This is a genomic window from Allokutzneria albata, from assembly GCF_900103775.1.
GTDB classification, from domain to species: Bacteria; Actinomycetota; Actinomycetes; order Mycobacteriales; family Pseudonocardiaceae; genus Allokutzneria; species Allokutzneria albata.
Map to the genome: position 1 here is coordinate 3,640,294 of NZ_LT629701.1, position 19,917 is coordinate 3,660,210.

At 69.8% G+C, this 19,917-nt stretch carries 18 protein-coding genes; 9 read left to right on the forward strand and 9 right to left on the reverse strand.

Going from position 1 to position 19,917, the window contains the following annotated elements; genetic code table 11:
* Positions 1 to 600 precede the first annotated feature (600 nt).
* Entirely contained in the window at positions 601 to 861 is a 261-nt protein-coding gene (locus tag BLT28_RS40190) for a hypothetical protein (RefSeq protein ID WP_156051282.1), read from the reverse strand.
* An 881-nt stretch (positions 862 to 1,742) separates the two neighbouring features.
* Here BLT28_RS40190 and BLT28_RS16435 point away from each other — a divergent pair.
* Positions 1,743 to 2,123: a VOC family protein gene (locus tag BLT28_RS16435; RefSeq protein WP_030431509.1), complete on the forward strand. Its 381-nt coding sequence runs from the start codon at positions 1,743 to 1,745 to the stop codon at positions 2,121 to 2,123.
* Between the two features lie 104 nt (positions 2,124 to 2,227).
* Here the strand turns inward: BLT28_RS16435 and uvrB are convergent, their stop codons facing one another.
* Positions 2,228 to 4,393: an excinuclease ABC subunit UvrB gene (gene uvrB / locus BLT28_RS16440; protein ID WP_052407716.1), complete on the reverse strand. Its 2,166-nt coding sequence runs from the start codon at positions 4,391 to 4,393 to the stop codon at positions 2,228 to 2,230.
* A gap of 79 nt (positions 4,394 to 4,472) precedes the next feature.
* Entirely contained in the window at positions 4,473 to 5,609 is a 1,137-nt protein-coding gene (locus BLT28_RS16445) for a DUF5685 family protein (protein ID WP_030431511.1), read from the reverse strand.
* A 111-nt stretch (positions 5,610 to 5,720) separates the two neighbouring features.
* On the opposite strand from BLT28_RS16445, the gene BLT28_RS16450 reads away from it, so the two are divergent.
* Together BLT28_RS16450 and BLT28_RS16455 are read left to right on the forward strand one after the other, a co-directional pair.
* The gene (locus BLT28_RS16450) at positions 5,721 to 6,257 is read left to right on the forward strand and encodes a DUF402 domain-containing protein (protein ID WP_030431512.1); all 537 of its coding nucleotides are present in this window, start codon (positions 5,721 to 5,723) and stop codon (positions 6,255 to 6,257) included.
* 155 nt (positions 6,258 to 6,412) lie between these two features.
* Positions 6,413 to 6,940: a DUF402 domain-containing protein gene (locus BLT28_RS16455; RefSeq protein WP_030431513.1), complete on the forward strand. Its 528-nt coding sequence runs from the start codon at positions 6,413 to 6,415 to the stop codon at positions 6,938 to 6,940.
* A gap of 16 nt (positions 6,941 to 6,956) precedes the next feature.
* Here the strand turns inward: BLT28_RS16455 and coaE are convergent, their stop codons facing one another.
* The 3 genes from coaE to BLT28_RS16470 are packed head-to-tail and all read right to left on the reverse strand — an operon-like array spanning position 6,957 to position 10,514.
* On the reverse strand, positions 6,957 to 8,147 hold the full coding sequence (gene coaE / locus BLT28_RS16460) for a dephospho-CoA kinase (protein WP_030431514.1): 1,191 nt from the start codon (positions 8,145 to 8,147) through the stop codon (positions 6,957 to 6,959).
* Positions 8,148 to 8,160: 13 nt separating this feature from the next.
* A complete protein-coding gene (locus BLT28_RS16465) occupies positions 8,161 to 9,021 on the reverse strand; it encodes an SDR family oxidoreductase (protein ID WP_030431515.1) in 861 nt (286 codons plus the stop codon).
* On the reverse strand, positions 9,018 to 10,514 hold the full coding sequence (locus tag BLT28_RS16470; RefSeq protein WP_030431516.1) for a flavin-containing monooxygenase: 1,497 nt from the start codon (positions 10,512 to 10,514) through the stop codon (positions 9,018 to 9,020). The genes BLT28_RS16465 and BLT28_RS16470 overlap by 4 nt, the downstream gene beginning before the upstream one ends.
* A 102-nt stretch (positions 10,515 to 10,616) precedes the next feature.
* Here BLT28_RS16470 and BLT28_RS16475 point away from each other — a divergent pair, with 102 nt between their 5' ends.
* Complete coding sequence (locus tag BLT28_RS16475) at positions 10,617 to 11,249, forward strand: TetR/AcrR family transcriptional regulator (protein WP_043812799.1); 633 nt, start codon at positions 10,617 to 10,619, stop codon at positions 11,247 to 11,249.
* Between the two features lie 14 nt (positions 11,250 to 11,263).
* Here BLT28_RS16475 and BLT28_RS16480 read toward each other — a convergent pair whose 3' ends face one another.
* Together BLT28_RS16480 and rpsA are read right to left on the reverse strand one after the other, a co-directional pair.
* Positions 11,264 to 11,785 carry a GAF domain-containing protein gene (locus BLT28_RS16480; protein WP_197684035.1) on the reverse strand — a complete coding sequence of 174 codons (522 nt, stop codon included), beginning with the start codon at positions 11,783 to 11,785 and terminating at the stop codon, positions 11,264 to 11,266.
* Positions 11,786 to 11,951: 166 nt separating this feature from the next.
* Positions 11,952 to 13,478: a 30S ribosomal protein S1 gene (rpsA, locus tag BLT28_RS16485; RefSeq protein WP_030431519.1), complete on the reverse strand. Its 1,527-nt coding sequence runs from the start codon at positions 13,476 to 13,478 to the stop codon at positions 11,952 to 11,954.
* Between the two features lie 263 nt (positions 13,479 to 13,741).
* Here rpsA and BLT28_RS16490 point away from each other — a divergent pair, with 263 nt between their 5' ends.
* The 5 genes from BLT28_RS16490 to BLT28_RS16510 all read left to right on the forward strand — a co-directional run bounded on the left by BLT28_RS16490 (position 13,742) and on the right by BLT28_RS16510 (position 18,860).
* A complete protein-coding gene (locus BLT28_RS16490; RefSeq protein ID WP_030431520.1) occupies positions 13,742 to 14,578 on the forward strand; it encodes a class I SAM-dependent methyltransferase in 837 nt (278 codons plus the stop codon).
* A gap of 3 nt (positions 14,579 to 14,581) precedes the next feature.
* The gene (locus tag BLT28_RS16495; RefSeq protein ID WP_030431521.1) at positions 14,582 to 15,520 is read left to right on the forward strand and encodes a GNAT family N-acetyltransferase; all 939 of its coding nucleotides are present in this window, start codon (positions 14,582 to 14,584) and stop codon (positions 15,518 to 15,520) included.
* Positions 15,521 to 15,634: 114 nt separating this feature from the next.
* Positions 15,635 to 16,306: an ATP-binding cassette domain-containing protein gene (locus BLT28_RS16500; RefSeq protein WP_052407717.1), complete on the forward strand. Its 672-nt coding sequence runs from the start codon at positions 15,635 to 15,637 to the stop codon at positions 16,304 to 16,306.
* Complete coding sequence (locus BLT28_RS16505) at positions 16,303 to 18,282, forward strand: YhgE/Pip domain-containing protein (protein ID WP_030431523.1); 1,980 nt, start codon at positions 16,303 to 16,305, stop codon at positions 18,280 to 18,282. Before BLT28_RS16500 ends, BLT28_RS16505 begins: the two co-directional genes overlap by 4 nt.
* Complete coding sequence (locus BLT28_RS16510; RefSeq protein WP_030431524.1) at positions 18,279 to 18,860, forward strand: TetR/AcrR family transcriptional regulator; 582 nt, start codon at positions 18,279 to 18,281, stop codon at positions 18,858 to 18,860. The genes BLT28_RS16505 and BLT28_RS16510 overlap by 4 nt, the downstream gene beginning before the upstream one ends.
* On the opposite strand, the gene BLT28_RS16515 is transcribed toward BLT28_RS16510, so the two are convergent.
* On the reverse strand, positions 18,844 to 19,725 hold the full coding sequence (locus tag BLT28_RS16515) for an alpha/beta hydrolase (RefSeq protein WP_197684036.1): 882 nt from the start codon (positions 19,723 to 19,725) through the stop codon (positions 18,844 to 18,846). The genes BLT28_RS16510 and BLT28_RS16515 overlap by 17 nt on opposite strands.
* Positions 19,726 to 19,917: the final 192 nt, after the last annotated feature.

Here is a 19,917-nt window from a genome sequence, read left to right on the forward strand (position 1 = left end):
TCGTGACAGATCCCCGAAGCCCTGTCGCTGAGGCGTGCGATCGGGTCACAATTCGCCAACTGATGGACTGGGGACTCTGTCCCGATACTCGTGCTGGCGGTTGCGGCTCCAGCACCCATGATGGCCAGGGTTCCGGCGATAGGCAGGGTGGCCAGGGCGAACAGGGACTTCTTCATTGATTTCCTCATTGTTCTCCTCGATCCTCCGGACTGGAAACCAGATGGTTATAGGCGCGCCGTCAGCGGGCTAACGGTTTCAGTTCTGAGTGAAACCTTTGAAGTGTCCGCAAAGTTCACGTGCGCTCTTGGCGTCGCGAACTCGGCGAATCTGTTCGCAACCCAGGATGGCCCTTTGATGACTTGACGTCCCAGTACGCCCAATTGGCTCAATCAGGTAGGACCATTTCCCTTCCATGGAGGGCGACTTATAGGCAGAAGCGTTGCGTTAAATTATTCGAAGGGCTGTTGGTGTAGGGGTCGTGGTCGCCACACCGGTTGCGTCGGCCCGGCGCCAGTCGGCTTGCGCCCCCTTGGACAGTCCGGGCGTAGCGAACGCACCGGGCTTCGCGGGGGCGTTCGCCGTTGCGCTGCAACGCTTCTGCTAGGACAGGCGCAGTTGGCCGAAGCGGATGTGTTGCTGTAGTGCTGTGCGTGCCTGGGTGATGGTTTCCGGTCCGCTGCTGATACCGCGCCCCTCCTGCTGCGGCGGGTACTGGCAGGGGTTTAGGCAGGTGCATTCGCACGGCATCCGACCGTCGTCTTCGGCGGCTTCCATCAGCAGCGCCGTCAAGAGGTCCGGGTTCAGCCCGCACCGCTGGTGAAGCTCATCAAGCAGATATCCATTCGTCAGGGCAGCGATCAACGCCCGGGCAATCGACCTCCTGACCCTCCCTTGCAACAACAGCGACGCTGAGACGTCTTGGGGGACAACGAGAAGCGTGCTTTCCCGGCGCTGCGAGGGGAGGGCGCGGCGTAGCCGTCCGGGTGTCCCGCACAGCGGCACGCGCACACGTGGAAACCCTGTCCGGTCACGATCCGTCCCGAGGGATCATCGGCAGGGCATCCAACAAACGCCGCACGCGCACGCAATCGACAGGAGCAGCTGGAACACCACGTTCATGCCCACACGAGTCGTGACAGCCGCATGTGTGATACCCCAACCGCTGCACGACCCTGCGGACGTGAACAGTCGAGACACCGACCAGCAGCGCGGGCTCTACCGTCCATCTCGGCTACCCACTACCGTTCCACCAGCAACGGCGGACTGCTCAACTCGGTGCCCCGGCAAGCTAGCAGGTGTCCACAGCAAGCCCTGATCATGACGCCGCTCGGTACCTGTACGCGCTTGTGCTGGCGCCTTCGCTCCTCAGCGGCAACGGTCACGTCTTCATTGCACTTGCCCTCCGGGACGCGCTGGAGGAACAAGCGCGGGCCGAGACCGTCCGGATCGGACACCCCGTAGCTGTCGTTCCACCTCTCCTCGGGAATGCCCTTGGCCCGCGCCCACCCCTCCCAGTCGGCGAAACCCGCCGGGGGCCGGTCCTCCGGTAGCCCAGCGCCAGCACCCGGAACTGGCCGAGCGCCTGGGGATCGTGCGCGTCGAAGGTCACCTGGAATCCGATCGCCACGGCTGCCGACGCCACGCCGGACCCGTGACGGTCACCGGGCGATCATGCTCCGCGACGGACTGTCTAGGATCTGCCTCTCCCCCTGCCGACACCCCCATCCGGAGGAGAGACAACGATGGCAACCCCCGTCCACTTCACGATCCACGCCAGCGACCCGGCCCGCGCCCAGGCGTTCTACAGCGCGGTCCTGGACTGGAAGTTCAGCCAGTTCGGCGAGATGCCGTACTGGGGGATCGAGACCGGCGAGGACGCCACCATCGGCGGCGGCATGGTGCCGCGCACCGACGCCGCCCCCGCCGACGGCCAGCCCGCGAACTCCTTCGTGCTGACCGTGCTCGTCGAGGACTGCGACGCCACCGCGGAGGCCGCGGTGGCCAATGGCGGTGCCATCGCGGTCGCCAAGACCGCGGTGCCCGGCCTCGGCTGGACCGTTCACATCAAGGACACCGAGGGCAACGTCTTCGGCGCCATGCAGCACGACCCGAGCGCGGCCTGATGCCGTGCGGGGCCGGTCGGCCGACCACCGACCGGCCCCACCTCCGGAGTCGCGGAATGCCCTCGACACCAGCGGCAGTGCTCAGTTGACGCCCGCGGCGGTGGTCACTTGACGCCCGCGGCGTCCATTCCCCGGAGCTCCTTCTTCAAGTCCTGGATCTCGTCGCGCAATCGCCCGGCCAGTTCGAACTGCAGCTCACGCGCCGCGTTCATCATCTGATCGGTCAGCTGCTGCACCAGATCCGCCAGCTCGGCCCTGGCCATCGTCTTGACGTCCCGGTCACCGAGCACGCCCGCGGTCGTGCGGCCGCCGCCACCCTGCTCCGGCTTCTTGCCGCGCGAGGCGTTGCGGCCGGAACCGCCGACGGCGACCTGCTCGCTGTCCTCGGCCTCCGCGTAGACCACGTCCAGGATGTCGGCGATCTTCTTCCGCAGCGGCATCGGATCGATGCCCTGCTCGGTGTTGTAGGCGATCTGCTTGGCCCGCCGCCGGTTCGTCTCGTCGATCGCGTACTGCATCGAGTCGGTGATCTTGTCGGCGTACATGTGCACCTGGCCGGAGACGTTGCGCGCCGCGCGGCCGATCGTCTGGATGAGGCTGGTGCCCGAGCGCAGGAAGCCCTCCTTGTCGGCATCCAGAATGGACACCAGGGAGACCTCCGGCAGGTCGAGACCCTCGCGCAGCAGGTTGATGCCGACCAGCACGTCGTACTCGCCGAGCCGCAGCTGCCGCAGCAGCTCCACCCGGCGCAGCGTGTCCACCTCGGAGTGCAGGTAGCGCACCCGGATGCCCAGCTCCAACAGGTAGTCGGTCAGGTCCTCGGCCATCTTCTTGGTCAACGTGGTGACCAGGACCCGTTCGTCCCGCTCCGCGCGCACCCGGATCTCGTGCACCAGGTCGTCGATCTGGCCCTCGGTCGGCTTGATCACCACCTCGGGGTCGACCAGACCGGTGGGCCGGATGACCTGCTCGACGAACTCCCCGCCCGCCTGGCCCATCTCGTAGGAGCCCGGAGTGGCCGACAGGTACACCGTCTGGCCGATCCGGTCGGTGAACTCCTCCCAGGTCAGCGGCCGGTTGTCCAGCGCGCTGGGCAACCGGAAGCCGTGGTCGACCAGGGTGCGCTTGCGGGAGGCGTCGCCCTCGTACATGCCGCCGATCTGCGGCACCGTCACGTGCGACTCGTCGATGACGAGCAGGAAGTCCTCGGGGAAGTAGTCCAGCAGCGTCGCGGGCGCGGTCCCCGCCTCGCGGCCGTCGACGTGCCGCGAGTAGTTCTCGATGCCCGAGCAGAAGCCGACCTGGCGCATCATCTCGATGTCGTAGTTGGTGCGCATCCGCAGCCGCTGCGCCTCCAGCAGCTTGCCCTGCTTCTCCATCTTCGCCAGCGTCGCCTCGAGCTCCTGCTCGATGTCGCGGATCGCCCGCTCCATCCGCTCCGGACCCGCGACGTAGTGCGTCGCCGGGAAGATCCGCAGCTCCTCGGCCTCCCTGACCACATCACCCGTCAGCGGGTGCAGGTAGTACAGCCGTTCGATCTCGTCTCCGAAGAACTCCACCCGCACGGCCAGTTCCTCGTAGGCGGGGATCACCTCGACCGTGTCGCCGCGCACGCGGAACGTGCCGCGGGCGAAGGCGATGTCGTTGCGGGTGTACTGCACGTCGACCAGGGCGCGCAGCAACGTCTCCCGCTCGACCTCCTGGCCGACCTTCAGGTGCACCGAGCGGTCGAGGTACTCCTGCGGCGTGCCGAGGCCGTAGATGCAGGACACCGAGGCCACCACGATCACGTCGCGCCGCGTCAGCAGGCTCATCGTCGCGGAGTGGCGCAGGCGCTCCACCTCGGCGTTGGTCGAGGAGTCCTTCTCGATGTAGGTGTCGGTCTGCGGGACGTACGCCTCGGGTTGGTAGTAGTCGTAGTAGCTGACGAAGTACTCCACCGCGTTCTTCGGGAACAGCTCCCGCAACTCGTTCGCCAGCTGGGCGGCCAGGGTCTTGTTCGGCGCCATCACCAGGGTGGGCCGCTGCAGCCGCTCGACCAGCCACGCGGTGGTCGCGGACTTGCCGGTGCCGGTGGCACCGAGCAGCACGACGTCCTGCTCGCCCGCGCGGATGCGACGTTCGAGCTCGTCGATGGCCGCGGGCTGGTCACCCGCGGGCTTGTAGTCGCTGACCACCTCGAACCGGCCCGACGCGCGTGGGATCTCGCCCACCGGGCGGTGCTCGGAGATCGGGCCGGTCACCGAAGATCCGCTTGCGGGATCGAGCATCGGCTCTGGGTAGTAGTGCGGTTCCTGTGCCACGACGTCGAGGGTATGTCGGACCCCCGACAATGACGAACGGACCAGGTCAGCAGCAGTCGCAATCGCAGTCGCAGCTGCGGCAGCAGGAGCGGCACCCGCAGTTCATGCCGCCCTCGCACGCGCGGCACCCGCACTCGCCGCAGCAGTCACCGCAACAGTCGGTGCAGCAGTTGTCCCGGTGGCAGAAGCCCTGCCGCCTCTTGCGGTCCCACGGGTCGTTGTACTCCTTGCGGCAGCACATCTGCCCCGTGCAGAACATGAAGGAGGCGATGCCGCAGCCGACGAACCAGTTGCGCCGGGGCAGCTCGGGGGCCTGCGGCGCGGTCGGGTCGGCGTGCTGGGCGAAGACCCGGTCGACGGCGGCCTCCAGCTCGTGCACGAGCAGCGCGTGGGCGAGCCGCTGGTCGGTGAACTCGACCTCCTTGAGCGCCAGCCGCACGCCGAGCACCGCGTCGTCGCACAACCGCCGGGCCTCGTCGAAGTCGGTTCCGGTCGCCAGCAACGGGTTCCACGCCCCGGAAGCGCGGTCGGCCGCGAGGTCCTCCACCGCGTCGAGCAGGTGCGCGACCCGGCCGAACAGGCGCCCGGCCTCGGCGAGCGCGTCGGCGTTCCCAGGACGCCCGGCGAGCACGGCGGTGTAGGAGAACGCCGCGGCGGTCGCGGTCTCGGTGGGCTCGGTGGCCAGCAACGGGGAATCGCCCGCACCGATGCCGCGTTCCAGTTCTCCTTGGCGCAGAACGGCTTCGGTGAGCACCGTGGTGTCGAAGCCGAGGCTGTCGCCGGTGCTGGCGCCCTGTCGCGCCCAGCGGGCGGCGACGCGGCGGCCGACCCCGGCCAGGCGCGGGCTGGCGAAGGCGCCGTCACCGTCCTCGGCGTGGTCGCGGACCTTGGCCGAGGCCAGCACCAGGGAGACCGCGGCGGCGAGCTGGGCCCCGGAGCCGATGCTGATCTTGGCGGGCAGCATGGCGCGCAGCGGGCACGGTCCCGCGGTGCGCCTGCTCGCCCTCTCCGACTGCGCCTCCACCAGGACGGAGATGACCAGGCCGTCGTAGTTGGTGACCACCCTGGCGAACTGGCCGTGCTGGTCGCGCAACGCGTGGCAGAGCCCGCACAGGTGCGCGAGCCAGGCTTCGCGCAGCTGCGTGGACAGGCGGTTGCGACAGGGTCGGATGATGCCGAACAAGAATCCCCCTCAGAAATCGGCAGCCCCTGGCCGAGAGTGCAAGATCCTACGACGCGTCCGGCCGGGTTAACCGCCTGGACGAATGCCTGTGACGTCGCGATCGTGGACGGCGTGACGCCCAGCGCAGCCTCCCGAGCAGACCACGTCCACCCGCCCAAGGTGGAGGTCTTCGACGTCGACGCGGGCACGAACACCGATCCCAAGGGGTTCGTGCGCCAGGTGGACGCCTTCCGGACGGAGCCGTTCGGCCTCTACATGGCCCGGCCGACTCCCGGGCACCCGCGGCTGGCGTACTTCCGGAGCTGGCTGCTGCCCTCGCTCGGACTGCGGGTGGGCCGCTGGTCCTGGCACCCGGGACACGAGGAGAGCTTCGATTATTACCTCGATGTAGTGAATATCAGCCGCATCGGAAACGTGTGGCGGACCAAGGACCTCTACCTCGACCTCCTCGTGACGGCCGGATCGGGCGTCCGCGTGCTCGACATCGATGAGTTGCTGACCGCGCTCGGTTCGGGCCTGGTCGAAGCCGACGAGGCCGAGCGAGCACTCACCGTGACGCATCGCACAGTCGACGGCATCAGTCGCAACGGCTATGACCTCGACAAATGGCTCACCGAACACGGTATCGCCCTGTCGTGGAACCCGTGACCGGGAGTGAACACCTCCAGGCGTGACCCCCCGAAAGGATTCGGCGGGCCGGGGCGGCCCGCATCCCCGGATCGATACTCGGGCACTGACCGCACGTGAGTTCGGCGACAGACCCGTCGATCACGGGCCGCGCCATCCCCGCTACTCTCCGATTTGTGAGCGCGGTCATCACACCGCAGCTGGTCGACGTGGTTGACACGTTTACCTCGGTGCGAAACTACTCGTCAGGAACTGCCCGGCAGCTGACTACGTGCCGGGTCGAGCCGTGGGGTCTCCGCACGGAGTGCCCCACTCCGGAGGATCCGTTCTCCGAGTGCGAGGTCACCTGGCTGTTGCCGGACCTCGGGCTGCGGTTGACGTACCACCGGCCGAGATCCAGGCACGCCCGCAGCACGCCCAGCGTGCTGACGGCCGTCCGGGTGCAGCGAGATACCCGGTCCTGGCGCACGACCGACCTGTTGCTCGGGCTCGCGGTGCCCGGCGGGACCACGGCGCGGATCGTCCGCTCCGAGGAGTTCGCCGCCGCCGTCGCCGGGCAGGTCCTGCGGGCCCCCGACGCCGACCTGGCGCTGCGGACCGTGCACCGGACGCTGGAGGAGATCAGCTACCAGCGCCACGACATCAGCAGCTGGCTGTCCTCCATGGGGATCTACGACAGCTGGCCCCCGATGCCGGAGATCTAAGGTCGCGCCCGACCGGTCACCACGGCCGGTCGGCGCTCCCTCCGGACCACTCGACGGCGCGGGTCAGCGCGGCCTGGATCCACGGGCTCTTGGCATCGGCGTACCGGGTGGCACCCCCGTCCGCGGCGAACTCCGGAGCCAGCTCCCGCTTGACCGCCGCGTACGCCGCGACCTCCTCCGGGTGAGCGCGCAACCAGTCGCGGAAGATCAGCACGTACCGCCACGCCGGCCACTGCCGGACCCGCACGTGCAGGTTCACCGGCCGACCGGGGTCCGCGGAGCAGTGCACGCGCTTGCGCCACACCTCCGGGTCCGGGTGCGAGGGCAGCACCGTATCGGTCAACGCGTCCGGGTAGCGCGGAAAACCGGCCTCCGCCAGCGCGTGCGCCAGCTTGTCCGCCTCCTCCAGCGAGTCGACGCCGAGCTGGAGGTCGATCACGTTCTTCGCCGCGAGACCGGGGACCGCCGTGGAGCCGATGTGCTCGACGGGCGCGCCGCCGGTCGCCGCCTGGACGCGGGCGATCAGCCGGGCGGCTGCTGCCGGCCATTCCGGGTTGTAGTCGACGATCTTCGGCGAGCCCGCGCCATGCACCCGCTGCTCGCGGACGTTCACCTCGAAGGGCACCAGGCGCTCCGCCCACAGCCTGTCCACTTCGGACAGAACGACCGTGCGCTCGCCACCGTTGTCCAGCCACACGTCCGCTGCGGCCCTGCGCTGCTCGTCGCCGGCCTGCGCGGCGATGCGCGAGCGCGCGTCGGCCTCGGCCATCCCGCGCGCGGCGACCAACCGCCGCACCCGCTCCTCGACCGGCGCGTCCACCACCAGCACCAGGTGGTAGGCGGGCGCCATGCCGTTCTCCACCAGCAGCGGGACGTCGTGCACCACGATCGCGTCCGACGGTGCGGCGGCCATCATCTCGCCGGTGCGCGCGGCAACCCTCGGGTGCACGATCCCGTTCAGCGTGCGGCGGGCGTCGTCATCGCTGAAGACGATCGCGGCCAACGCGGCGCGGTCCAGCGACCCGTCCGCCGCGAGCACTCCTTCGCCGAAGGCGGCCACGATGTCGCGCAGCCCCTCGGTCCCCGGCGCCACGACCTCTCTGGCCAGCAGGTCGGAGTCGATCACGACCGCGCCGAGTTCGCCGAGCCTCCCCGACACGGTCGACTTCCCAGATCCGATTCCACCGGTGAGCCCCACGCGCAACATGGGCCGGATTGTGTCAGCTGTGCTGGGCCTTGTGCGCGTGATCGCCGATCGCCCGCCCGAGCCGAGCTGCCTCGGCCTCGTAGTCGTCGATGAAGCCGCCCATCACCCGGCGCGTGACGCGATCGCCGATGTGACTGGTGATCAGGCTGCGCGCCCAGTAGGCGACCGCGACCGAGCCTGGCACGTAGACCCGCCGAGAGCGCCGCTCGATCCCCCGGACCACGGCACGCGCACAGTCGGCGACGCCGGTGGTGGAGTTCGCCGGCCACGGCAGCCGAGAGCGGAACCGGGCGAAGCTGGGCAGTTCGGCATCGGCATCGCGGACCATGTCCGTGTTGATCCAACTGAAGTGCGCGGAGCCCGCGGTGACACCGAGGTGAGCGACCTCGTTCCGCAGCGAGCACGTCATCGCGTCCACTGCGGCCTTGCTCGCCGCGTAGGCCGCCATCCCGGGTGGGGGCAGGAAGGACGCGAGCGAGGCGATGGTCAGCACGTGCCCACGGCTGGCGATGATCGACGGCAGTGCCGCGCGCACCGTGTTGAAGACACCGTTCACGTTGACGTCGATGGTTCGGGCGAAGTCGGCGGGCTCCGTGGTGCGGACCGTGCCGTAGTTGATGATCCCCGCGTTCGCGATCACCACGTCGAGCCGCCCGAACGCGGCGACCGTGGCCTCGACGGCGGTCCGCAGCGACTCGGGATCGGTGACGTCGACGGGATGCCACAGGTGCCCGGGGCCGAGCTCATCGGTCAGCGCCGCGAGGCGCTCGGGCTCCAACCCGACCACGGCGACCCGGGTTCCCTTCTCCGCCAAGGCTTTCGCGGTGGCGGCACCGATGCCCCTGGCCGCTCCGGTGATCAGCGCCGTCCTCATCGCACACCCGCCAGCTCGTCCTGGACGGCGCGGGAGCGGACGAGAGCGCGGTAGGCGTCAGGGTCGAACTTCCTGGTGGCCATGCGCAGGGTGAAGCTGAAGCCGGGCCAGAGCGCGATGTTGCGGCCCTGGTCGTCCAGGTACCAGCTGGAGCAGCCGCCGCGGGACCAGACGGTGCGCCGCATCCGCCGCTGCACGCGTTCGTTGAAGCGGATTTGCAGCTCCCGCAAGGGTTCCACGGCGGTGACGCGGTGCTCGCGCAGGTGGTCGAGCGCGTCCAGCACGTAGCTGAGCTGGCTCTCGATGATGAACACCATCGACGTGTGGCCGAGTCCGGTGTTCGGGCCGATCAGCATGAACAGGTTGGGGAACCCGGCGATCGTGGTGCCGCGGTAGGCGCCGGGCTCGTCGTGCCAGGTGCCGGTGAGCGAGGCGCCGTCGCCGTTGAAGATCCGCCTGCCGATCGGGAAGTCGGTGGCGTGGAAGCCGGTGCCGAAGATCAGGGTGTCCACCGGGCGCTCGGTGCCGTCGGTGGTGACGATCGAGTGCGGCCGGATCTCGGCGATGCCGTCGGTGACCAGCTCCACGTTCGGCTTGGTCAGCGTCGGGTACCAGTCGCTGGTCACCACCACGCGCTTGCAGCCGAAGGCGTACTTCGGGGTCAGCTTCTCCCGCAGCACGGGGTCGGGGACCTGGCGGCGGAGGTTGCGCAGGGAGGCGCGGCGGGCGAGGCCGAGGATCTTCGGCTGCACGGTGAAGCCCAGCGCGAAGCTCTCCCTGCCCCAGTACACGGCGTAGCGGGCGAGGCGTTGCAGTACGGGTAAGCGCCGGTAGAGCAGGCGCTCCACCCGGCTGACCTTGCGGTCCCACCTGGGCAGCGTCCAGTGCGCGGTGCGCTGGAACACGTGCAGCTTCGCGGCCTTCGGCTGGATCTTCGGCACGAACTGCACGGCCGAGGAGCCCGTGCCGATCACCGCGACGCTCCTGCCGGTGAGGTCGTGCTCGTGGTTCCACCGCGCGGAGTGGAACGTGGTGCCCGCGAAGGAGTCCAGGCCGGGGATGTCCGGGATCGACGGCTGCGACAGCGGACCGGTGCCGAGGATGAGCACGTCCCCGGTGAACTCGCCGCGGCTGGTGCGCACGTGCCAGCGCATCCGCTCCGGGTCCCAGCGCGACTCCAGCATCTCGTGGCCGAAGCGGCAGCGCGGGTAGATCCCGTTGTCCCTGGCGAAGCGCCGCAGGTAGGCCAGGATCTCCGGCTGGGAGGAGAAGGACCGGGACCACTCGCTGTTCTGCGCGAAGGAGAAGGAGTAGAGCAGGGACGGCACGTCGCAGGCGGCACCGGGGTAGCTGTTGTCCCGCCAGGTCCCGCCCACGTCGTCGGCCCGCTCCAGCAGCAGCACGTCGGTGATCCCGCGCTCGCGGAGCCGATGGGCGGCACCGAGCCCGGAGAAGCCGGTACCGATGATCAACACGTGTGCGTGCTCGGCCATGCCCCGCCACCCCTCCGTCGCTTACTGAGAAGTACTCAATTTCACGATAGGGTGACTGTTGAGAGGAAGTCAATAGCGCGCCGGGGTCCCTACACTGGGTCCATGTCGTCGATCACCGAGCCCGTTCCCGGGCGCACTCGTGGCCGGATGACCCGGGACGCCCGCCGGGCCCAGCTGCTGGAGCTGGCCACCGAACTGATGATCGAACGCGGGGTCGACGGCTTCTCCACCAACGAGCTGGCCAGGCGCGCGGGCATCTCCAACCCGCTGCTGTTCCACTACTTCCCCACCAGGGGCGACATCGTCCTCGAGGTGGTCAGCGCGACCATCGAGGAGCTGGTGGAGCAGGTCCGCCCGAACCCCGAGCTGTCCCCGATCGACCAGCTGACCGAGGGCCTGACGCGCTACGTCACCTACGTGGAGCGCACCCGCAACGGCTACCTGTCCCTGGTGCGCGGCGCCGCGGCGGCGGACGCGGACCTGCGCGCGGTGGTGGACTCCAGCCGGACCCGGATCGCCGGGTACTTCGCCGACAGCCTGGCCGCGGCGGGCATCGAGGTGGACGCGGCGCTGTCCCTGTTGGTCCGCGGAGCGGTGGCGTTCGTCGAGGAGATCGCGCTGCACTGGGTGGAGAGCCCCCAACTGGGCCGCGAGGACCTGGTCGACCTGCTGCGCCAAGCCCTCCTGCGCGCGCTCCCCTTCTCCCCTGAGCAACTCGAGGCCCTTACCTCCTGACGGGATCAGACGGCTCAGGAGGTGGTGAATGCGTCAGGGTCCCCGGACGGGCTGAGGAAGCTGCGGTCCGGCAGACCTTCGGGAAACCGCTCCAGTGCCTCACCGCTCATGGCGGCGAGCTCTTCGAGCGAGGCGGCCTCCTGCGGGGTCGCCGCGTGGCGCACGGCCCAGTAGACACCGACCGCGCCGATCGGCTCGGGCCGCAGGATGGGTGCCATGAGAAGACTGCGGACGAACGTGGGGCGGTAGGCCGCCTGCGGGATCCGTGAGTCGCGGCGGATGTCGGGGATGGCCACGGTCTTGCGGTGGATCATCGTCCACCCGCTGATGCAGTCGGACACCGGGAAGCGTTGGCCCTTCCACAACGGGCTCATGGAGTCCTCGTCTGCGTAGTAGCACTTGTCGCCGTCCAGCAGCACCACGGTCGCGCCGTGCGCTCGCAGCGTGGACCGCGCCGTGCCGCGGACGACTCGGTAGACGTCTTCCAGTGTCTCCACGGAACGGAACAGCCCCCCGGAACCCAGCAGATCGGTCATGCGCGTGACCATAGTGCGCGCGCTTCGGGCGAGCGTGCTCCGAACCGGTCGGCTTTTCCTTGCGCCGAACGGCGGTTCACCGGTACAGACGAACGAGGGCCCCGCATCGCGGGAGGCGATGCGGGGCCCTCGTGGTCGAGCTGGGCGCTACCTGATCAGGTGGTGATCACTGGCCGCCGGAGAGCTTCTCGCGGAGCGCCGCGAGCTGCTCGTCGCTGGCCAGCGAGCCCGAGGACTCGCCACCCGAGGAGTAGTTGCCACCGGTCGCGGCGCCACCGGCGGAGCCGGAGCCACCCGCGGCCGCGGCCTCGGCGCCGCCGTTCGCGGCGGCCTCCGCCTCGGCCTCGGAGGCCTTGACGACCTGCTTGATGTGGGCGTCGTAGCGCTGGCGGGCCTCGGCGTACTGCCGCTCCCACTCCTCACGCTGCTTGTCGTAGCCCTCGAGCCAGTCCTGGGTCTCCGGGTCGAAGCCCTCGGGGTAGATGTAGTTGCCCTCGGCGTCGTACTCGGCGGACATGCCGTACTGGGTCGGGTCGAACTCCGAGTCCGCGGTGAAGCCCTCGTTGGCCTGCTTCAGCGACAGCGAGATGCGGCGGCGGTCCAGGTCGATGTCGATGACCTTGACCATGACCTCGTCGCCGACCTGCACGACCTGCTCCGGGATCTCCACGTGGCGCTCGGCCAGCTCGGAGATGTGCACCAGGCCCTCGATGCCCTCGTCGACGCGGACGAACGCACCGAACGGAACGAGCTTGGTGACCTTGCCCGGCACGATCTGGCCGATCGCGTGGGTGCGGGCGAACTGGCGCCACGGGTCTTCCTGCGTCGCCTTGAGCGAGAGCGACACGCGCTCGCGCTCCATGTCGACGTCGAGGACCTCGACGGTGACCTCCTGGCCGACCTCGACGACCTCGCTCGGGTGGTCGATGTGCTTCCAGGACAGCTCGGAGACGTGCACCAGGCCGTCGACGCCACCCAGGTCCACGAAGGCACCGAAGTTGACGATGGAGGACACGACGCCCTTGCGGACCTGGCCCTTCTGCAGCTGGTTGAGGAACTCGCTGCGGACCTCGGACTGGGTCTGCTCCAGCCAGGCGCGGCGGGACAGGACCACGTTGTTGCGGTTCTTGTCCAGCTCGATGATCTTGGCCTCGAGCTCGCGGCCGACGTACGGCTGGAGGTCGCGGACGCGGCGCATCTCCACCAGCGAGGCGGGAAGGAAGCCGCGGAGGCCGATGTCGAGGATGAGACCACCCTTGACGACCTCGATGACGGTGCCCTTGACGGGCTCGTCCTTCTCCTTGAGGGCCTCGATCGTGCCCCAGGCGCGCTCGTACTGGGCGCGCTTCTTGGACAGGATCAGCCGGCCTTCCTTGTCCTCCTTCTGGAGAACCAGGGCCTCGACGTGGTCACCGACGGAGACGACCTCGGCCGGGTCGACGTCGTGCTTGATCGACAGCTCGCGCGAGGGGATGACGCCCTCGGTCTTGTAGCCGATGTCGAGCAGCACCTCGTCGCGGTCGACCTTGACGATGGTGCCTTCGACGATGTCGCCATCGTTGAAGTACTTGATGGTCTTGTCGATGGCGGCGAGGAAGTCCTCTTCCGTCCCGATGTCGTTGACGGCGACCTGGGTCTTGGCAGGCGCCGGTCCGGTGTAGGAGGAAGGGATGGTGACGGTGTCGGTGGACATTAGGTGGGGTGCTCCGGTACGGATAGGTGTAGTTGGCCTCGGTAGGTGTTCTTTCGCCGCGGGCTTTGTCTAGCCGGCGCAAGTCATAGTGCTACAAGGCCAACAACGAGCGACGAGCGCCCCCTGTTCCGAGCTTCTGCTTCGAGTACGTCGAGAGATGCCGGTAGCAGGCAGCGCGCACCCACCGCGCGGACGGTATCGTACGCGCCTGCTCGACGACCGGGCAAACCGGTTACTCCGATCCAGTCCCCAGTAGGAGTCGTGTGTCCGACCAGCACCAGCACGCCAGCGCGGAACGAGCACTCGGCACCGTCGGGATCGTCAGGCGCGAGGCGGGGGTGGTGGAGTCACGGCTGGCGAATATCGCCTGGTGGGACGCTGATGCCGACGACTACCGCGAGGAGCACCGGGACTTCCTGGGCGCCGCGGACTTCGTCTGGTGCCCGGAGCGGCTGCGCGAGGAGGACGCCCGGTTGCTCGGCGACGTGGCCGGGCTCGACGTGCTGGAGCTGGGCTCCGGGATGGCCGCGTGCGCGCGGTGGCTGGCCGCCCAGGGCGCGCGCGCCACGGCGCTGGACGTGTCCGCGGGCATGCTCCGGCACGCGGCGAGCGACAACGCCGCCACGGGCATCCACGTGCCGCTCGTCCAGGCCAGCGGGGACGCGCTGCCGTTCGCTGCCGGGTCCTTCGACATCGTGTGCTCCGCGTTCGGCGGCGTGCCCTTCGTTGCCGACGTCGGCCTGCTGATGCGCGAGGTCGCCAGGACGCTGCGCCCCGGCGGGCGGTGGGTGTTCGCGGTGACGCACCCCATGCGGTGGTGCTTCCCGGACGATCCCGGCCCGGACGGGTTGACGGTCATCCAGTCCTACTTCGACCGCTCGCCCTACGTGGAGGTCGACGAGGACGGCAGGGCCACCTACGTCGAGCACCACCGCACGCTCGGCGACTTCGTGCGCGCGATCACCGCGGCAGGCATGTGCCTGAAGGACCTCGTGGAGCCCGAATGGCCGGAGGGGCACACGGCGATCTGGGGCCAGTGGAGCCCGTTGCGCGGGAAGCTCTTCCCGGGCACCGCGATCTTCCTGTGCGAGAAGCTGTAGGACATGACCGGCGACGGGGACCTGCTCGCTGCGCAGCGAGCCCGCTTCACCGCGATCGACCCCGCACTGCCCGAAGCCGTACCGCCGCCCCGAGACGAGCGCACCGAGACGCTGACCGCGGCACTGCCGGACGGCCGTCGCGTCACGGCCGGCCTGGTGCACGCCTCCTACCCCGTGGGCTCGGCGCAGCGACTGTGGTCCGCGGCCGAGGTCTGGGAACTGCTGCCGCTCATCGGCGACACGGGCGGCGTGGGGATGAACGCGCTGCTGTGCGCGTGGGTGGAGCGGATGCGGGCAGTGGGCCCGCCGACCTCTGACTCCACGTGCTTGGTCAGTTGGCCGAGCCGGGACACGGAGGCCACGCGGGCGTTCCTCGATCACGGCTTCCTGCCGTTGACCACGCTCGCCGTCCGTCGTTCGGTGCCGCAGCCGCCGCCACGGGTGGATCCGCTCGTGGTGCGGCTCGCCCGGAACGCGGACATGGACGCGATGCTGCAGCTCACGCTCGCGGAGCTGCGCTACTCGGCGGCGGTCGGCGCGGCGACCTTCCGGGAGAACGCCGTGCCGGTCAAGCGCGACGCCCTGCGCAAGCGACTGCTCGACGGCGACCCGGTGTGGGTGGCGGAGCGGGACGGGATGACGCTGGCGCTGGCCGACTGCGTGTGGACGCCGGTGACCAAGGGCAACTGGGCGGGGACGCGGCTGCGGCCGGGCAACTGGGGCTACGTCAACTGCGTGTCCGTGCTGCCCGGTGCGAGGGGCAACGGCGTCGGCAGGCGGCTGATGGACGTCGTGCACGCGGAGTTCGCGCGGGGCGGGGCGACCGGGACCTACCTCTACTACAACCCGCCGAACCCGTTGTCCTCGGTGTTCTGGCCACGGCAGGGCTACCGTCCATTGTGGACTCTTTGGGAAGTCCGCCCCGCCACCGCCCTGCGCTAGCTCCCTTTGTCCGGTTCGCGCGGTCCTGACGGAGATCACAGGGCCGCGAGTTGCCGCGCGCCCGCCGGAGGGCCACTATTTGAACTGACCAGTCAGTTCGAATAGGAGGCGCGCGTGCAGATCCAGGCCAAGGCGGTGGGCGTCACCGGCCCGCACGGACCGCTGCTGCGCCCCACCTCGCTGCGGGTCGCGCCCGGTCAGGTCGCCCTGGTCACCGGCGAGCCCGGGGCGGGGCACACCGTCCTCGCGCTGACCCTCGCCGGGAGGATGCGGCCGCACGAGGGCGCCGTGCTGCTCGACGGTCGCACGAACCCCGCCGGTCTGCGCGCCGGAGTCGCCGTGGTCGACGCACCGGGCGTGACCGAGCCGGACGGGTCGCTGAGGCTGCGCGACGTGATCGGCGAGGAGCTGGCCATGGCGGGGCTGCGGGCCAGCCGCAGGGCGGTGCGCGGCTGGCTGGCCGAACGCGACGCGGAGCAGCACGCCGACGCGCGCTTCGAGACCGTGCCCGCGACCACGCGCACGCGGCTGCTCGTGGAGTCCGCCGCGGCCCGGCCCGGGGTCGTCGCGCTGGTCATGGACTGCCCCGACCGGCACACCGACGATCCCCACGCGTGGTGGGCGCTGGCCCGGCAGCAGGCCGAGGAAGGCATGGCGGTCGTCGCGCTGTGCACCGAGACGTCGTCGCGGCTGCTGGGGATACCCGCCGCGCGCCTCGGCTGCCGGGAACAGCCGCCCGCGCTCACCGTCCACCGCCGCCACGAAGCCCAGGAGATGACCAAGTGACCCCGTTCCGCCTCGCCGCGAACGAGCTGCGCCGGCTGACCGCGGGGAAGCTCCCCCGGCTGGCCGTGCTGGCGATCACCCTCGTGCCGCTGCTCTACGGCGCGCTCTACCTCTACGCCAACTGGGACCCGTACGGGAAGCTCAGCGAGGTGCCCGCGGCGCTCGTGGTCGCCGACACGGGCGCGACGCGCTCGGACGGGACCGAGCTGAAGGCCGGGCAGAAGATCGCCGACAAGCTCGACGACTCCGGCACCTTCGCCTGGACCAAGACCGACGCGGCCGACGCCGACGCCGGGGTGCGCGACGGGCGGTACACGTTCTCCATCACTCTGCCCGCGGACTTCTCGCAGGCGCTGCTCTCCCCCGCCGAGTACAAGCCGCGCCAGGGCATCATCGTGATGACCACCAACGACGCCAACAACTACCTGGTCAGCACGATCGCGGACAAGGTGGTCGGCGAGGTGCGGCGGGCGGTGGCCTCCGAGGTCGGCACCGAGGCCGCGGACAAGCTGCTGGTCGGCTTCTCCACCATGCGGGAGAAGACGCAGCAGGCCGCCGAGGGCGCGGGCAAGCTCGCCGAGGGCTCGGCGAAGGTGCGCGACGGCGTGGGCACCGCCCGGGAGAAGCTCACCGAGCTGGGCACCGGGCTGACGAAGCTCGCCGAAGGCGGGCAGAAGCTCAACGACGGGATCGTCAAGCTCTCCGGCGGGCTCGGCGAACTGCGCACCAAGACCGCGGAGCTGCCGGCCAAGTCCAAGCAGCTGGCCGACGGCGCCAAGCAGGTATCCGACGGCAACAAGCAGTTGGCCGACAAGGGGGCCGCGGTCGCCGACGCGGCGAAGCAGCTGGTCGACACCCTGGACGGCAAACGGGACGACATCGAGAAGAAGCTGCGCGCGCTCGGGCTGCCCGAGGACCAAGTGCAGAAGGTGCTCGGCCTGCTCAACGAGGCCGGCAAGCCGCTGCACCAGGCCAACGACAAGGTGCAGGGCCTGTCCGGGCAGCTCAAGACCCTTGCCAACGGGGCAAAGCAGGTCTCGGACGGGGCGGCGACGCTCGCCGGGCAGACCCCGCAGCTGTCCTCGGCGATCAAGCAGCTCGACGACGGCGCCCGGCAGCTGGCGGAGAAGACACCGGAGCTGCGCGACGGCCTGAAGAAGGCCAGCACCGGCGCGGGCCAGCTGTACGAGGGCACGAAGCCGCTCGCCGACGGCGCCGTCCAGGTGGCCGACGGCAACAAGGAGCTGGCGGGCAAGCTCAGCGAGGGCGTCGAGACCATCCCGAACCTCGACGAGCAGACCCGCAAGGACACCGCGCGGACCATCGGCGACCCGATCTCGGTGCGCGCCATCGGGGAGAACAAGGCGGGCAGCTACGGCGCCGGGCTCGCCCCGTTCTTCCTCGGCCTCGCCAGCTGGATCGGCGCGTTCGTGCTGTTCCTGCTCGTGCGTCCGCTCTCGCGGCGGGCGCTGACCTCCGGGGCGGCGCCGTGGCGGGTGGCGCTCGGCGGCTGGTTGCCCGCGGCGCTGCTGGGCAGCGTCCAGGTGTCGTTGCTGTTCCTCGTCGTCACCACGGCGATCGGGGTGAGCCCGGCCAATCCCTTGGGAACACTGGGTTTCATGGTGCTGACCTCGCTGGCGTTCACCGCGGTCCTGCACGGGCTCAACGCGCTGCTCGGGCCGAGCGGGAAGTTCGTCGCGCTGGTGCTGCTGGTGCTGCAGCTGACCACCGCGGGCGGAACGTTCCCGTGGCAGACCACGCCCGAGCCGCTGCACGTGCTGCACCTGGTGCTGCCACTGTCCTATGTGGTCGACGGGCTGCGGCACCTGATCTACGGCGGCGGCTGGGCGAACATGGGCACCGACATCGGCGTGCTCGGCGGATATCTGATCTTCGGCTTGCTGTTGGCGGTGCTGGCCGCGTACAAGCAGAAGGTGTGGACGCCCAACCGCCTCAAGCCGGAGCTCGTGCTGTGAACCCGCGGCCCGCGCGCACCTCGGTGACCAAGCAGAAGCTCTTCGACGCGGCACTGCGGCTGCTCGGCGAGCGCGGGGCCGCCGAGGTGACCGTCGACGAGATCGCCTCGGCGGCCGGGGTGGCCAAGGGCACCGTCTACTACAACTTCGGCAGCAAGGACGCCCTGATCGACGCGTTGCTGCGGCACGGGGTCGACCTGCTCGCGCAACGGCTGCGGCCGGAGGGCACCGACGACCCGATCGAGCACCTGGTCGGCGCGTCGCTGGGGTTCTTCCGCGACTACCCCGCCTTCGGCCAGCTGCTGGTGAGCGAGATGTGGCGCAGCCCCGGTCAGTGGCACGGCACGCTGAGCCTGCTCCGCGACGACATCGTGGCCATCTTCAAGCAGGTGATACAGCGTTCGGCGGACGCGGGGAAGCTGCCGGAGGGCGTGCAGGCGGGCACGGCGTCGGCGGCCCTGTTCGGCACGCTCCTGGTCGTGGCCCTGGACTGGCAGGTGTTCCAGCCGGACCGCAGCCTCGACCAGGTGCGGGACTCGGTGATGCTGCTGGTGCGCGGGGTCAGTCCAGGCGCCTGACCCACTCCGCGAGCCTGGTCAGGAAGGTCGTCGCGGTCGGGAGGTGCTCGGCCTCGTCGAACAGGACGGTGGCGTGGAAGGCGTGCGTCATGCCCTCGTAGAGGTCGAGGGTGATGTCGACCCCGGCAGCCGCGGCGGCCTCGGCGAAGCGCACCGAGTCATCGAGCAGCACCTCGTCCGTACCGACCGGGATCAGGATCGGTGGCAGCCCGTGGAACTCGCCGAACAGCGGTGACTGCGGGGCCTGGTCCGGACGTGCGCCCGCGAGGTAGGTCGGTCCGACGGGCCCCATGATGTCCGGGTCGATGACGTCCCTGGCCTTGTTGGCCTTGATCGACGGGCTGGACTCGGTGAAGTCGGTGACCGGCGAGACGGGGACGGCGCCCCCGGGCAGCGGGTCACCGGCGGCGGCGAGCGCGAGCAGGGTCGAGAGCACGAGGGTGCCCCCGGCCGATTCACCGACCAGCAGGATCCGCTTCGGCGGAACCCCTTGCCGCACAAGGCTTTTGAAGGCCGCGACGATATCGTCCATGGCCGCGGGGAACGGGTGCGCCGGTGCGAGCCGGTAAGCCACGGCGAAGACCGGGCGCCCGGTGGCCTGGGAGAACCGGTGCGCCATGATCTGCTCCATCGGCGGGTTGCTGTAGGTGAAGCCGCCACCGTGCGCGTAGATGGTCACGCCGGCCGAGTGCGGCGTGCGGCCCGATCCGTCGACCCACGTTCCGGGGATGCCGCCGGTGGGCAGGACGTCCGGGGTCAGGTCGGCGGCCGGGTCGATCGTGGGCGGATCGGCGAGGAATGCCGCCAGTTGTTCGCGCACAGCGGCGCCTTCCTCGAAGGTCGAGGAAATGGTGTTCGCGCGCAAAAACAATCCTTTCAGGCATGGGTGAGATCCGCGCGCCAGCGCGGCGAAGAAATGACAAGAGGGCAGCGCGCGACCACGGCGAACGGTCAGCGGAGCGGGAGGGCCGCCGGGGGGCGACGCGCGCAGGATGCGCTCAGCAGGCGCCAGTGCGGTGAGGAGTCACGGCATCATCCCGGGGTACGGTGCCGCCTA